We start from the raw sequence: 14938 nt of genomic DNA, 5'->3' as shown, positions 1-14938 counted from the left end.
CATGCTTTCTCACCACCAAATATTGGCGCCGATCGTGATCACGTTCATGTCGGGCAAGTTCAGCGGCGCGCCGCGGTCGTTGTCCAGAGATGCCGACCCCCAGCCGTCGGGCGGGACCGCGGTGACCGGCGGCTGAACGCAGAAATACAGCTCCTCCGGATCGGCGCACTCACGCTGGGCGTAGAAGTAGTGCGAGTACTGGATGTAGACCTGCTCGCGGGTCAACCACGAGGTGCGGAACACCAGCCGCGGCGACATGACGGCGAAGCTCTGCTCGGGCAGCTCGCTGTGCGGCTGGACCCGATCGAAGCGCAGCGCGGCGCCCAGCCAGGGCAGCGCGCTGTAGAACAGATCCGCGCCGTACTTGAGCTTGTGGGTGCCGTCGACGTCGGGATCCGGCGACTCGATGAAGTTCATCATGCCGTAGAGGGTCAGCCGCAGATCCCACCCAGACCCCCAAAACGAGTCACCCTGCAGGATCTTCTTGAGGCTGTGCTCGGTCTGGGCGCCGATCGTGTAGACGGCACCGTCGCCGTCCGACTGCTTGGTCGGCCCCTCGAGGTAGTTGTCCACGATGCCAAGCGTGAAGTTGCCGCCGCCCTGGGCGTGAATCACCTCGATCGCGGGTCCGATCGTCCGCGCCTTGTTCGAGTCGATGACCGAGAACGCGACGTACCAGTAGCCGGCTCGGTTGGCGTCGATGCGCAGCTCGGGCCCGAACACCTGCATGCGTCCGCGACGGTTGTCCGGCATCAGCTCGCCGCGTCGGTCTTCCTCCATCGAGTAGGCGGCGAGGTAGTGGAGGTTGAACTCCACCATCTCGTTCCACTCGAACCCGGCGTGCGCGTGGTTGAGCACCGTGAACCGCGACGTGTTGTAGATGCTCGGGTTGGGTCGGTTGATCCCAAACCCGTGCTCGAGGTTGAGCTTGAACTTCTTCTTGATCGGGATGCTGAGGCTGAGCGTCTCCCCCATCGCGCGGGTTCGACCGAAGATGTAGGTCTCGTACTCGCCGAGGTCGTAGCGACCCGACATGCCGTAGCGATTGTCGAACGCGCCCACGCGGGCCCGAAACTGGATCGGCGTCGAGCGAAACCGCGGCGTGAGCGTGACGAAGGCCTGACCGACGCCGAGCTGCGCTTGCTGCTGGTTCCAGTTCACGTCCGTGAAGTTGAACGCCTCGATGACCGTGGTCCCGCGCACGACGTCGTTGCCGTAGGAGAAGTACATCTCCGACCAGCTGCGCCGCATGTGCGAGGTGTGCTGCCAGCTCAGAAATTGATCGTCGGCGACGAGCGGCGCGTGCAGGGTCGTGCGTCCCGTGTTCGGGTGCTCTCCGATCCCGAGCTGCATCGGCGCGTTGATGTAGCCGTTGAAGTCGAAGCCCCAGCCGCTCTCTGACACGGCGCCGCCGCCGTGGGTGCTTACCGTGTCGGGGGTGGTCCCGCTGCGTCGCGGGCCCGGCCCGTTCTTGGATGCGTCCGAGTCACCCGCGGCCGGATGCGCCTCGTCTGGTCGCTGGGCCTCCGGTTGGAGTCGGACAGTGGGCGGTCCTTCGGCGGATTCGGTCGTCGCGGCTTCGGCCTCGCTCGCGGCTGGCGAAGCGGCGTCTGTTTCCGTGTCAGGGTCGGGATCGGGGTCGGACTCCGGCGGACTCGAAACACCGAGGCCGAGGAGCAAGAACAACAGCGAGAAGGTCGTGGTCATCGTCGGCCTCGGGTTACTTGGGGTTCTCGGCGCCGAGGCGAGCTCGCCGACGCTCGTGTTCTTCGCGATCGATGATCCCGTCGCGGAGCAGCTCATCGAGCAGCTCGAGCTTGGCCGCGCTCGCGGCCGGGAGGTCCAATGCGCTCGGTGGGGCCGCGTCCTCGCTCAGACGCCACGCCACCCACAGCCGCGGCGCGCCGTCGTCGGCCGGTCCGAGATCCTCGCCGGTCTCACTGACGAGCCGAGCGCGTGTCTGCGCCCGCTCGGTGGGATCGTAGGGATCGAGCTCGTCAGGATCGACGCGATCGTCGAGCAGATCGAAGGCCAGGTGAAACCGGCCGTCGATGTCGACGAACGCGACGCCTCGGGTCTGGCGATCGCTCGGCGTGAGCCAGGGCGTATGTGCTTGATCCTCGACGCTGAGCAAGAATCGAATTCGCTCGCGTGGCCCGGCGCTGGTGAGCCCGCGCGCGAGCGCGGTGGCGAGCCGCTGGCGATCCTCGACCTCGATCGCGCTGACCAGGCGACGCCCCTTGGGCCGTCCGTAGACCAGCTCGGCGAGCAGGACGTCGAGCCGCTCGGCCAGGTGCTGCTCGTCGTCCGTGATCGGGTGGGCGAATCGGACCGGGGTTCCCGGCTGTGCCGCCTCGAGCTGGACGAGCAGGCGATGCCCGGCGATCTCCTCTCGCACCACCGTCTGCGCGGGGGTGGCGATCAGGCTGCACCCGGCCAGCGAGAGCCCGAGCACGAACAGCGCAGGTCGAAGTCCTAGCACGATGGAATCGAGAGCGGCGTCAGCAGCCGGGCGTGCCGCAATCGCACGAGTTGGCGCAGTCCAGGTCCTGGATCTGGAAGTTGTCGCTGAGCCCACAAGTGACCGAGCACGAGTCCGGGCCGCAGGTGACGTTCGTGTTTCCGCAGCTGCCCTGGCCGCTGCACGAGACGTCGCACTGGCCCTGACCGCAGAGAATTGTTGCGTCGTTGCACGAGCCACCGTTGCCGCACGAGATGGTGCAGTCGCCGTCTGAACAATTGATGGTCGTGCCCTGGCAGGCGCCGCTGCCGTCGCATGCGACGTCGCACGGCCAACCGGGCGGACAGCTCAGGTCTTGGCCGTTGCAGCTACCGCCGTTGAGGCACTGAATTTCGCATCGGCCACCGGCACAGCTCGCGCACTGGGGCGGACAATTTCCCATGCCGATCGGGCTGGGGATGCCGTCGCAGCCATCGCCGCCGTCTCCATCCCCGTCTCCGTCGCCATCTCCGTCACCATCGCCGGTCGGATCTCCATCGCCGTCGCCATCACCGTCGCCATCACCATCGCCATCGCCGGTCAGATCTCCATCACCGTCACCGGGCGGATCTCCGTCGCCGTCGCCCGGCGGATCTCCGTCGCCGTCACCGGGTGGGTCACCGTCGCCGTCGCCTAGCGGATCGCCGTCGCCGTCGCCGGGCGGGTCACCGTCGCCATCACCGATCGAGTCACTGCTCGTCTCTTGCTGCGCAACAAACGGCCAATCGCCGTCGGTCTGCGTCGAGCATGACAGCGCCAGCCCGAGGGCGAGCAACGAAGCGAAGAGGGGCGGACGTGAACAGTACATAGGCGGCTCGATCGGCAGTGGCGGGCTCAGCCCTCCGGTGGAAAACCGACTTGGTTCAGCGCGAACCCGGTCATGTCGCTGTAGGTGTAGGGCTGGTTGAGCCCGTCGACCCGCGTGTAGCTGTTGGGGTTCCCCGCGTTGATTTTGTAGGCGCCGTTGCTGAAGGTGTCGACCAGCCACACGTAGCCCTCGACGTCGATGCTGATCCCGGCCGCGTGCTGCAGCTGATCGCCGAGCGTCTCCTTGCCGAAGTACTCGTACACGAACGGGGTCTGGGTCGTGTCCACCTTCAAGACCCCGGGGAACGGCCCGCCCCCGAATTCCTGCACCGTCGCAATCCACAGCACCTTCTCGCTGTCCATCATGAGGCCCCGCAAGATGTTGTTGGGGTTGCCCTTGTTGGCGAAGAACGCGTCGACCTCGGGCTTGAAGTTGGCCCAATCACCGTTGACGGAGTCGTAGTAATAGAGGCTGTTGTTCTGCCCCGCCATCCAGACCCGGCCGTCAAAGTCGACGGTGATGCCGTAGGGATCCATGTTGGCGTCGGGGCGGTCATAGACTTCCCAGCAGACGTCTCCCCCACCCGGCTCGCAGCCGTACTCGGCCATATACAGGGCCTTGCGCGAGTCGTTCTCGACGAACCAGAAGTTATTCTTCCTGTCGAGGCCGCCGCCGTAGGGGCCCATCATCTGGCACATCATCCCCTGGATCGGAATCTCGACGTCGACGTCGCCGGTCATGCCGTCCACCAGCCACACGGTGCCGTCGTTGTTGTCCGCGTTGCAGAAGGCCACCCAGACCTTCGCGCCTGTGAAGTCGCAGCTCTCGATCCCGTCGGGAAGCGTCCACTGGACGGCGCGTGGGCCTCGACGATCCTCGAAGGTGCCCGCCATGCGCGGAATCTCGATGCGCCACGCGAGGCACTCGTCCTCGCCGTAGGCCCGGGGCACGTTGTTGGTCGAGGTGTCGATCTGGCCGTTGTTGTTGGCGTCGATGCAGTCGTCTTCGCGGGCGTAGATCTTGGCCAATCCGCCGCTGCGGTCCGCCACCGCCATGTCGCCGTGAAGGCTGACGGACGTGCGCGAGGGTCCCACGAGCACGTTGTTCTGTGGCTGCGGCGTGACCTGAAATCGCCCGATCTCGGTCGCGGTCAAGGTGTCGATCTTCGAGATCGTCCCGTCGGGCGAGTTGGCGATCCAGATGTTGGAGAACTCGATCTCGCCGGTTCCGGGTCCGCCGCCGCCCCCACCCTCTTCACAGCCCATGCCACCACCGGTCTCCTCGGTGCTCGTGTCGAGCTTGAGCCCGCCGCTGTCATTGTCGTCGTCCCCGCTCGAGTCGGTGGTCTCCGCTCCAAAGGTGACCCCGTCGCCGTAGCGGTCGTCCGAGCTCTGACCGTCGTCGCCACACCCGGCGACGGCGAGGCTGCCCGCGAGGAGCGCGAAGGGGACGAACGAGCGAGGGACGATTCGGGACATGCGAACTCCAATTTCAGCGCCGGGTGAGATGAGGCCCGTCCCAGTTTTGGTGTCACCCATGCGACACGAATGGATGACTTTTTCAGGGCCGTACTTGATCGTCGACGTAGGCGGCGACCCACGCGAACGGCGCATTCCAGTTGATCGCAACCTCGTTGGTGGACCACGACTCGATGTGGTCCACGAAGCACTTCATTGGCGGGCAGCCAGGCAGCCCCGCCTGCTGCACGTAGGGATCCTGCAGGTCGGAGTTTGGCCCGCCCGAGATCGCCCCCGGCGGAGGTCCCGGAAACGCGGGATCGAGCTGCGCGCCCCAGTGGCGGTGGTGCGGGTTCAACAGCGGATAGCTGCCGTAGCCGCTGACGTAGGACTGCGAGTTCGGGTTGCGGCCAAGCAGGTAGTCCATGCCCTGCAGCATGCCCTCGAGGTACACGCTGTCTCCGGTGATCTGATGCGCCAGGCCCAGGATCACCATGTTGTTCAGGACCAGCGAATTGCTGCCCCACGGGTACTTGCCGGCCCCGCCAGCGGTCAGGGGGACGGGGTAGCCCTCGGCCGCGACGTGGTGAAGATAGCCCTTGGCCGCGTCGACCACTGCCTCGCGCGCCGCGTCGACGCCCTTGTCGCCGAGCTCGTTCGGCACCATCGCCAGCGTGAGCGTGCCGAGCGTGCCAACTTGCTGCCAACTCATGGAAGCCTGGGCCCCCTCGCCGCTCGCGTTCGGGCCCTGCACGCGCCCAAACTGCTTGGATGCCTTCAGCGCTTTGGCGTAGTCGGGCTTGCCGGTCGTGACAAACAGCTCCGCGGCCGCCCAATAGAATTCGTCGGACAGATCCTTGTCGTCGTAGGGGCCGCCGCCGATGTTGTCGTCGCTCGGGGCGAACAGCTCGGGCTCGGCCAGGGCCGCCGCGTAGGCACGCTCGGCCGCGGCCAGGCACCGCTTGGCGAACGCGGGGTCCAGCTCACGCCACACGCGAGCGGCCTGAGCGGCCGTGGCCGCGAGGTTCAGACCCGCCGCGGTGCTCGGCCGATGCAGGTAGCGGGGCGCGGCCTCGATCGCCGGATCGTGCGGAAGCCCGGTCCACTTGTCTTCGTGGATCTTGTGGTGGGCCAGGCCCGCGTGCGGCTTGCCGGCCGGAACCTGCATGCGCAGCATCCACTCGAGCTCCCAGCGGGCCTCGTCGAGCAGATCTGGCACTCCGTTTCCGCCCTCGGGGATGTGGAGCGTACCGTCACCCATGCGCGCGCGGGCCTTCGCGTCCGCGCGCTCCCACAGGTTCAGCAGCGTCCACACCGAGATGCCCGCGTTCACGACGTACTTGCCGTGATCGCCAGCGTCGTACCAACCGCCCGACGCGTCGAGTGTGTACTGGCAGCCGCTCCCGGCCCGGCACGCCGCCTTCGCGTCATTCGGGTGCCCCGCCCCTCGGACCCACCGCTCGTGTCCGGCGTGCGGCAGCTCGATCGGGATGCCGCTGCGGTTGTGATAGAAGTACGCGAGCGCGTCGCTGCGAAGCGTCTGGTAGAGGCCCCCACCAATTGCGAAGGGCGGGCTGACCTGGTCGCCGACGGCGATCGTGTAGCCCTCGCCGACGTCCGCGACCGCCGAGAAGTCAATGTGGTGCAGGAACTCGCCCGAGGCTGGATCTTCGCCGTGGACCCGGGTCTTGCCGTCCGCCACGACCGAGCCATTTTCGCGGCGTAAGGCCCACGCAATCGGCTGCTTGTCCGCCGTCGCCAGCACCGCGAGCTTCTTATGGTTCGGCACATAGCCGACCTGATTGATCCGCACCCGGGGGGCCCGCTCCGAGATCGGTGGCGGTGGCGGTGTGAACTGCGGATCAGAAAGCGAGATCCGGTCAAAGCACACGCGCGAGCCCACGCGCGCCGCCGAGCCACCCAGCTGCAAGCTGAGCTCGACCAACCTCGCGCCGTCGTTCGGCTTCTCGAACTGCCCGACAAACCGCTGGTCGGTCGTGCCGATCTCCGCGCTGCTCGCCCAATAGTCAACATAGGGTGGCCCCGCGCTGCCCACCCGCGCGCGCACGGGCGTCGGCTCGGACGAGCGCGCCACGAAGTCGGACAGATAGACGTGGCTGTTCTCGAGCCGGACCCGATGCCGCAATTGCACGTCGGAGATCCGATCGCCGGGAGACTCGATGTCGACGCACGCGCGGCCCTCGTCGATCTCGACGCTGGCGGCAGCCTTGGGCCCGAGCGTGAGCACCCAGGGCGCGAGGGCGCCCTGATCAAAGCGTGCGTTTCGAATCAGGTCGTGGTCACCGTCGATCGCCGGCTCGCTCACGTCCGTGATCGGGGCGACCTCGCCCTGCGGGGACTCGCCCGCGCACCCGACAAACGCCAGATCATCGATCCAGATGTCGAAGGTCGCGCCGGCCTCCATCACCTGAAACTGAATCCCGAACAGCGCCGCGGCCTCGACACTCGCCGGGCGTGGGGAGCCCCAGCCGGCGAGCTGCTGCAGCTCCTCGAATCGAAACACATAGTGCTGCCACTCGACGCCGAGCTCGAGATCGACCCCAAAGTCGTTGAAGCACTCCGTGCATTCACCACCATCGGGGGAGGTCGCGCGGTCGGGGATCTTCAGCCGTACGCGGCCGCTCGAGTCGGCTGCGCGGCGGGCAAAGAACGAGATCCCCTCGTACTTCGACGCGTCGAACCCGGCCTGAGGCTCGGTGAAGTTGAACCCCAGACCCGCGAACGCGCCCTCCTGGCCGCCAACCGTCCCAAGCATGCGCGCGGCATACTGCGAGCCGTTAGCGCCGCCGAGGCTCATGGTGAACACCCCACCGTCGGCGCCCGGGGTTGGCTCGACCTGCGTGTCGCCGCCGCGGAAGGTGTAGATGTAGCCGTTGCGCTCGGCGTGCACGATCACCTGGTGATCGTTGTTCTCGCCATCTTCGACCACAGCCGATCGCGTACACGCGATCGGCTGGTTCGAGCCCTCGGGCTGCGTCGACGAGTGGTCCGCGTTGATGAGCGCGCACGCTGACCCCAGCGCGGTCAGGATGAACGCGCCACGTCGCGCGTGACGGCTGAGGTCAGTACCACTCATGTCGCTAGCCGATCAGTAAAAGCCGACTTCGTCGATCCAGAAGTCGAAGTCGGTGCCCTTGGCGACCTTGAACTGGACGCCGACGATCTTGGTCGCGTCCCACGAGGCCGGCGTGCCCCACCCCTCCTGATTGAGCTGATCAAAGGGCAGCGTGAATTGCTGCCACTCGTCCGAGAGCAGCAGGACCTTGCCGTGCGGGTCGCAGTCGATGTCACAGGTGCCACCCTCTGCGGGTGGGATCGTGGCCTCGATCTGGACCGCGGCCCGGATCTGCGCGTTGCCCTTGGCCGTCACCACGATGCCCGTGTACGCGGAGGCGTCGTAGATCATCTTGATGCCGTCACCACCCTCGGGATCACCCTGATTGTTGAGGTCGATCCCAACCCCCGCGCCCCAGTCGATGAACCCGCTGCCGGTCGTGTGCATCGCCATCGCCGTCCCGGCCGCGCCGCCCGCCTCCGGCAGGACCATGTCGGTGGCCGGGGTCTGCGTCGCACCCATGGACTCGTCGTTGAACGTGTACCAGTAGCCCTTGCGCCCGTTGTTGGGGATCAGCGCGCCGTCGCCGTCCTCGAAGTTGTCGATCATGTTGTCCGGCTCGATCGGGATCCCGCTGTCGCCGTCGCCGTCGCCCGAGGGGTCGCCGTCACCGTCGCCCGAGGGATCGCCGTCGCCGTCGCCCGAGGTGCTGTCGCCATCGCCGTCCCCGGCGCTGGTGTAGCCTTCGCTCGAGCCGACGTCGTCGCCACAGGCCGCGACGATCGTGAGGGTGGCGCACAATGCGATGATAGTTTGAGTTCGCATGTATTGTTCTCCGTCCGTCAATTAGCCCCGAGGGCCGTCTTTACGATCTGGCCGGTCGCCGAGGGCGTGCCGGACAAGTCTTCGATCAGTGCAGGGAAGCCGCAGCCGCCCGGGAACCAGGCCCACGCGGACCACGACAGCCCCCGTTGCTCGGCATAGTCAATGAGTTGCTGCGAGTAGGAAGGGTTGCAGTCGAAGCTGCCAAACTCCGTCACGAAGATCGGGTCGGTCTCCGCCAGAAAGCCCCAGTCGGCGTCCCAGGTCCCCGGCTGCTTGTTGCCGAAGTCATAGGGATGCGACGTATAGACGATGTTGTAGCCCTCGACGCGATGATTGGGCACGCCGGACAGATCGTAGGCGTAGTTGAGCCCGCCGATCAGCACCAGGTTGTCGGCCCCCGCGTCGCGCACCGTGTCGTAGAGCGCTTGCATGCCCACGGCCTCGAAGCCGTCGCCCGAGTCGCCGCCGTTGAGCCACACAAACCACGCGACGTCGTGCGGCTCGTTGTAGAGCTCGAAGATCACCCGCCCGTCGTCCTTGTAGCGCTCGGCGACGCTCTGCCAGAACGCGCGGGAATTTTCGTCGGCCATGCGCTGCTGCGCGGGCACCTGCGACAGGTCGCCCTTGTCCGACCAGTGCAGGTCCAGGACCACGTCCATGCCCGCGGCCTTGGACCAGGCCACGACATCGTCGATGCGCTGCCGGTAGCCGGAGTTGTAGACGACCGAGCCCTCGAGCCAAAAACCCTGGTTGATCGCAACGCGGATGACGTTGGCGTTCCAGCTCGCAATGAGGTCGATGTCCGCCTGCGAGATCCCCTCGCCGTTGGGGCTCCACTCGAGCGAGGGCCGGTCGATCCCACGAAACACATGGACCTGGCCGTCGCTCGCGTAGATCTTGTTGCCCTTGACGTAATAGCCCTCGGGTGCCAGCGGCGGCATGTCGCCGTCCCCGTCGCCGCTCGCGCTGCCGTCCCCGTCACCATCCCCGTTCCCGTCGCCGTCACCACTCGAGTTGGAGCTACCGGTATCGCCAGCGCCCTCGTCGACGACGGGCTCATAGCAACCGCCGCCTTGAACGACGAACAACCCGAGCAGGCACCCCGCGAGGGGTCCAGCGTCGAGTCGGAGGACCGCGGGACGAGCCAGCTTCATCGCCGAACACAGTGGTCCTTGCCATGGCCAAGTGGATGAAGGTTTATGAGGCGGCGCTTGCACAATCTTCCGGGATGCGGGGTTCGCTCGGATTCGAGACAACGAGGCCCTCAGAAAAAGCCGATCTCGTCGACCCAAAAGTCGAAGTTGGCGTTTGCGGCGACCTTGAACTGGAGGCCAACGACGGTGGTCGCGTCCCACGCGGCCGGGGTGCCCCACCCCTCCTGCGCGAGCTGGTCAAACGGCAGCGTGAATTGCTGCCACTCGCTCGAGAGCACCAGGATCTTGCCGTGCGGATCGCAGTCGAGCGCACACGTGCCGCCCTCGCCGGGTGGGATCGTCGCTTCGATCTGCACCACCCCGCGGACCTGACCGTTGCCCTTGGCCGTCACCACGATGCCCGTGTACCCCGAGGCGTCGTAGATCATCTTGATCCCGTCGCCGCCCTCGGGGTCGCCCATGTTGTTGAGGTCGACGCCGATCCCCGCGCCCCACACCGCGAACCCGCTGCCGGTCGTGTGCATCGCCATGCTGGTCCCGCCCGCGCCGCCCGACTCCGGCAGGACCATGTCCGCCGCCGGGGTCTGCGTGGAACCGTCGCTCTCGTCGTTGAAGCTGTACCAGTAGCCCTGGCGGCCGTTGTTGGGGATCAGCGCGCCGTCGCCATCCTCGAAGTTGTCGATCATGTCCGCGATCGGGATGTCGCCGTCGCCGTCTCCGGTCGTGGTCGGATCGCCGTCGCCGTCCCCGGTCGTGGTCGGATCGCCGTCCCCGTCGCCGTCTCCGGTCGTGGTCGGATCCCCGTCCCCGTCCCCATCCCCCTCGTCCGTCTCTGCCGAGCTGTCTCCGTCACCCTCACCAAACCCAGTGAGGGTGATGAAGCTGCTGTCCTCCGACTCGGATCCGCCAACGCAGGCCGTGACAATCGTGAGCACGGCACACATCGCTACAATGGTTTGGGTTCGCATCATTCGTCTTTGTCCGTCAGTTCTGGAGGGCGGTCTTGACGGCCTGTCCGGTCGCCGAAGGCGTGCCGCCCCAGTTCTCGATCAGCGCCGGGAAGCCACAGCCGCCCGGGAACCAGCCCCACGCCGACCATGACAGCCCCCGCTGATCCGCGTAGTCAATCAGCTGCTGGGCGTACCAGGGGTTGCAGTTGAAGCTCCCGAACTCCGACACGAAGATCGGGTCAGACTCGGCCAGGAAGCCCCAGTCGTCGTCCCAGTCCCCCGGCTGCTTGCTGCCAAAGTCGTAGGGGTGGCTGGCATAGACGATGTTGTAGCCCTCGACGCGATGGTCGGGCACGCCGGACAGATCGTAGGCGTAGTCGAGCCCGCCGATCAGCACCAAGTTGTCAGCCCCCGTGTCGCGCACCGTGTCGTAGAGCTCTTGCATGCCCACGACCTGAAACCCGTCACCGGAGTCACCGCCGTCGAGCCACACCGACCAGCTGACGTCATGTGGCTCGTTGTAGAGCTCGAACAGCACGCGCCCGTCGTCTTTGTAGGTCTCGGCCACGCTCTGCCAGAACGTGCGCGAGTTCTGGTCCGCCATGCGCTGTTGGCCCGGGTGCTGCTGCAGGTTGCCCCGGTCCGACCAGTGCAGATCCAAGACCACGTCCATGCCCGCGGCCTTGGACCACTCCACGACATCGTCGACGCGCTGGCGATAGCTGGGGTCATGGACCACCGAGCCCTCCAGCCAAAAGCCCTGGCTGAGCGCGACGCGAATGACGTTGGCGTTCCAGCTCGCGATGAGGTTGATGTCCGCCTGCGAGATCCCCTCGCCGTTGGAATTCCACTCGAGCGAGGGCCGATCGATGCCGCGAAACACGTGGATCTGGTCGCTGTCGTCGTAGATCTTGTTGCCGTCAACGTAGTAGCCGCCGGGTGCGAGCGGCGGGTCGCCGTCACCGTCTCCGCTCGGGTCGCCGTCGCCATCCCCGTCACCGTCACCATCACCATCTCCGTCACCGCCGGGGTCGCCGTCACCATCTCCGTCACCGCCCGGGTCCCCGTCGCCATCACCATCCCCGCTCGGGTCGCCGTCGCCGTCGCCGTCTCCGCTCGAGTCCCCGTCACCATCGCCGTCGCCGGTCGAGTCACCGCTCGTCAAGGTGAACGCGCTGGTGTCTCCGTCGTCGGCAGGATCGTTGCAGCCGCTGACTTGCAGGACGAACAGCGCAGACAGGCACCCGGCGAGGGATCGCGCGCCAAGTTCGGAGACCGAGAAACGAGCCAAGCCCATCGTCTCGGTCTGTGCCCCCTCCGTGACCAAATGGATGAAGGTTTGTGACGCAGGGCGAGCAATCGTGCGCGTCAGTCGCTCGGAACAGCGTTCTGCGCGAACACCCTGGCCAGGAAGGCCGCGCTGTCCTTGGGCGTCCGTACTTGGCTGTCGTAGTCGACGTGAACGATGCCAAAGCGCTGGCCGTAGCCGCGCTCCCACTCGTAGTTGTCCATCAGCGACCACGCGAAGTAGCCGGCCAGCGGCGCCCCGTCAGAGATCGCCCGATGAGCCGCGCGGAGGTGCTCACGAAAGAACGCGACCCGGCGAGCGTCCGCGACCCGGCCCTCGGCGTTGGGCCCCGTCGAGTAGCTGCAGCCGTTCTCGGTCACGTACATCTTTCGCGGCCCGTAGTGCAGGTGCACGCGCATGAGGGTCTGGTGCAGCCCCGGCGGGTAGACCTCCCAGCCCATCTCCGTCCAGTCCCGCTCGGGCCCGAGCGCCCGCACCGGGGTCTCGTTGGCTTCCTCGGGGATCGCCTCGCTGCGGATGATCGAGCGGTTGTAATAATTGACGCCCAAGAAATCTGCGCGCGTCGCGATGGCCTCGAGGTCACCCGGCTCGATCATCGTCATCCCGCCAGCGGGCAAGAACCCCCCCGCCACATAGTCGCGCACCATGTCCTCCGGGTAGCCACGACCAAACACCGGATCGAGAAACCAGCGATTGAAGTGACCGTCGGCGTGGCGGGCCGCGTCGTGATCGGCCGCGCTATCGGACGCGGGCAGCATCGGCCCAAGGTTCAGCGTGATGCCAGCTCGAGCGCCCGGGCACTTCGCCCGAATCACAGGCATCGCCCAGCCATGCGAGAGCAGCAGGTGGTGGCTCGCCGCGATCGCCCGCGCCTTGTCCACGACACCCGGCGCGTGAATGCCCCGCTCGTAGCCGAGCATGCTCGCGCACCACGGCTCGTTGTGGGTGATCCAGTCGCTGACCCGATCACCGAGTCGATCGACGACCGCCTCGACGTAGGGCACGAACGCCTCGGCCGTCGAGCGGCGGGACCAGCCGCCCTCGTCTTCGAGCGCCTGCGGCAAGTCCCAGTGATAGAGGGTCGCAAACGGTCGAATCCCGGCCTCGAGCAGGGCGTCGACCAGCCGCGAGTAGAAGTCCAGCCCCTTTTGATTCACCGCCCCGCGCCCCTCGGGCACCACGCGCGGCCACGCGATCGAGAACCGGTACGCCGGAACGTTCAGCGACTTCATCAGCGCCACGTCCTCGGCGAAGCGATGGTAGTGGTCGCACGCGACGTCGCCGTTGCTGCCGTCGATCACCTTGCCCGGCGTCTTCGCGAAGCGATCCCAGATCGACTCGCCGCGGCCGTCGGTCTGGGCTGCGCCCTCGATCTGGTAGCTGGAGGTCGCGACGCCCCACACAAAGTCGTTGGGAAAAGCGTGGTCGGTCATGGCGGTATGTCTTTCGGTCCCGCTTGGTCGCGGGGAAACGGTGCGAGCTTCGCCGCCACCAGCGAGGGGATCGTGGCGACGACGACGAACACGAAGTAGGCGCGGTAGCCCATCCAGTCCGCGAGGGGACCGCTCGCCATCTGGGTTGGGATCAGCACGAGGTTCATCAAGGCCGTGCAGAACGCGTAATGGGTCATATGATAACGACCCGGGCTGATCTGCTGCATCATGTACAGCATGTTGGCCACGAAGCCAAAGCTGTAGCCGAACTTCTCGATGGTCACGAGTACCCCGATCGTCGTCATCGACAGGGGCGCCTCGGGGCTCACCGTCCAGCTCAGGTACACATAGCAGATGTTGGGCAGGTTCAGGCACAACGCCAGGAAGAACAGGCTGCGCGCCAGGCCGTAGCGCGACACGAACCAGCCGCCGAGCAGGCCACCAATGATGCTCACTGCCGTGCTGATCGTGCCGTCGATGACGCCCTTTTGGATCAGCGTCATCCCCAGCCCGCCCTCCTCGAGCGGCGCCTGCATGAACAGCGGCGCCTCCACGAGCAGCAGCCCCTCGGCGCTGCGAAACAGGAACACGAACGCCAACATCCCCCAGATCTTGTCCTTGCGGAAGAAGTCCCGGACCGTGTCCACGAAGGTCGCCGCGATTTCCTTGGTCGACTGTGGGCCCGTCGGCTTCGACCCGGGCGGCAGCATCACGAGGTGGTAGACCGCGAGCGCAGCCATCGTCGCCCCGCTCAGCCCCAGCGCGACCGCCCACGCCGCCTCCGGGGCGTAGCTCGCCCGGTCTTGCAGCATCCCAGCGACCCAGACCACGCCCGCGGTCGCAAAGATCCGGCCCACGTTCCAGGCCATCCCCTGCACGCCAATGTATTTGGCCTGGTTGGCCGGATCCAGCGACGTGATGTAGATGCCGTCGACGCAGATGTCCTGCGTGGCCGAGGCGAACGCCATCACCCACAAGATCGCAATGACGATCTGAAAGTAGTTGGGCAGCGGCAGCGCCAGCGCGACCAGGCCGAGCAGCACCGCGATCAGCAGCTCCATCGTGAGCACGAAGAAGCGCTTGGTGCGGAACATGCCCAAGAACGCCGCCCAGAACGGCTTGAGCGACCACGCCAGGCCGATGCTCGCCAGCGCGACCGTGATGTCGCCGTCGGAGTGACCCAGATCCTTAAATAGAGTCCCCGCGACCCAGATCACCATCGCGAAGGGGATGCCTTCGGCGAGGTAGGCCGTCGGCACCCAGGCGAGCGGATGGCGCAGACGCGGGGCGGGTTCGGCCATCGCGGGTTACGTGTGTAGGCCAGGTGGTGCGTTCGGATGAAATTTCGTTGCCCGTCGACCGCCCCCCCCAAAAAAATCATCCATTCGCGCCGAATGGGCACCACCGAGGACTGCGGATGTCGAGT

11 protein-coding genes are annotated in these 14938 nt (G+C 66.5%); all 11 read right to left on the bottom strand.

Annotated elements, in window-relative coordinates; all coding sequences use genetic code 11:
• Positions 1-9: 9 nt before the first annotated feature.
• Positions 10-1707 carry a hypothetical protein gene (locus ENSA7_RS32840; protein ID WP_106093355.1) on the bottom strand — a complete coding sequence of 566 codons (1698 nt, stop codon included), beginning with the start codon at positions 1705-1707 and terminating at the stop codon, positions 10-12.
• A 13-nt stretch (positions 1708-1720) separates the two neighbouring features.
• A complete protein-coding gene (locus ENSA7_RS32835) occupies positions 1721-2482 on the bottom strand; it encodes a hypothetical protein (RefSeq protein ID WP_146158410.1) in 762 nt (253 codons plus the stop codon).
• Positions 2483-2501: 19 nt separating this feature from the next.
• Positions 2502-3275 (bottom strand): hypothetical protein, encoded by a 774-nt coding sequence (locus ENSA7_RS44465; RefSeq protein WP_181234332.1) that lies wholly within the window; start codon positions 3273-3275, stop codon positions 2502-2504.
• Positions 3276-3334: 59 nt separating this feature from the next.
• On the bottom strand, positions 3335-4786 hold the full coding sequence (locus tag ENSA7_RS32825; RefSeq protein ID WP_106093353.1) for an NHL repeat-containing protein: 1452 nt from the start codon (positions 4784-4786) through the stop codon (positions 3335-3337).
• A gap of 82 nt (positions 4787-4868) precedes the next feature.
• The gene (locus ENSA7_RS32820) at positions 4869-7862 is read right to left on the bottom strand and encodes a glycoside hydrolase family 9 protein (protein ID WP_106093352.1); all 2994 of its coding nucleotides are present in this window, start codon (positions 7860-7862) and stop codon (positions 4869-4871) included.
• 12 nt (positions 7863-7874) lie between these two features.
• On the bottom strand, positions 7875-8666 hold the full coding sequence (locus ENSA7_RS32815) for a hypothetical protein (RefSeq protein WP_181234331.1): 792 nt from the start codon (positions 8664-8666) through the stop codon (positions 7875-7877).
• Positions 8667-8683: 17 nt separating this feature from the next.
• Positions 8684-9820, bottom strand: coding sequence for a glycoside hydrolase family 5 protein (locus ENSA7_RS32810; RefSeq protein WP_106093350.1), 1137 nt, complete (start codon positions 9818-9820; stop codon positions 8684-8686).
• 110 nt (positions 9821-9930) lie between these two features.
• A complete protein-coding gene (locus ENSA7_RS32805; protein WP_146158409.1) occupies positions 9931-10788 on the bottom strand; it encodes a carbohydrate binding domain-containing protein in 858 nt (285 codons plus the stop codon).
• Positions 10789-10804: 16 nt separating this feature from the next.
• On the bottom strand, positions 10805-12067 hold the full coding sequence (locus ENSA7_RS32795) for a glycoside hydrolase family 5 protein (RefSeq protein ID WP_146158408.1): 1263 nt from the start codon (positions 12065-12067) through the stop codon (positions 10805-10807).
• Positions 12068-12138: 71 nt separating this feature from the next.
• Positions 12139-13512, bottom strand: a complete 1374-nt coding sequence (locus ENSA7_RS32790; RefSeq protein WP_106093347.1) for a GH1 family beta-glucosidase — start codon at positions 13510-13512, stop codon at positions 12139-12141.
• A complete protein-coding gene (locus tag ENSA7_RS32785; protein WP_106093346.1) occupies positions 13509-14813 on the bottom strand; it encodes an MFS transporter in 1305 nt (434 codons plus the stop codon). The genes ENSA7_RS32790 and ENSA7_RS32785 overlap by 4 nt, the downstream gene beginning before the upstream one ends.
• Between the last annotated feature and the right edge of the window lie 125 nt (positions 14814-14938).

Source organism: Enhygromyxa salina (assembly GCF_002994635.1).
GTDB lineage: Bacteria > Myxococcota_A > Polyangia > Nannocystales > Nannocystaceae > Plesiocystis > Plesiocystis salina_B.
The sequence above is the reverse complement of the archived record's forward strand: the minus strand, read 5'-3'. Positions and strand labels throughout refer to the sequence as shown.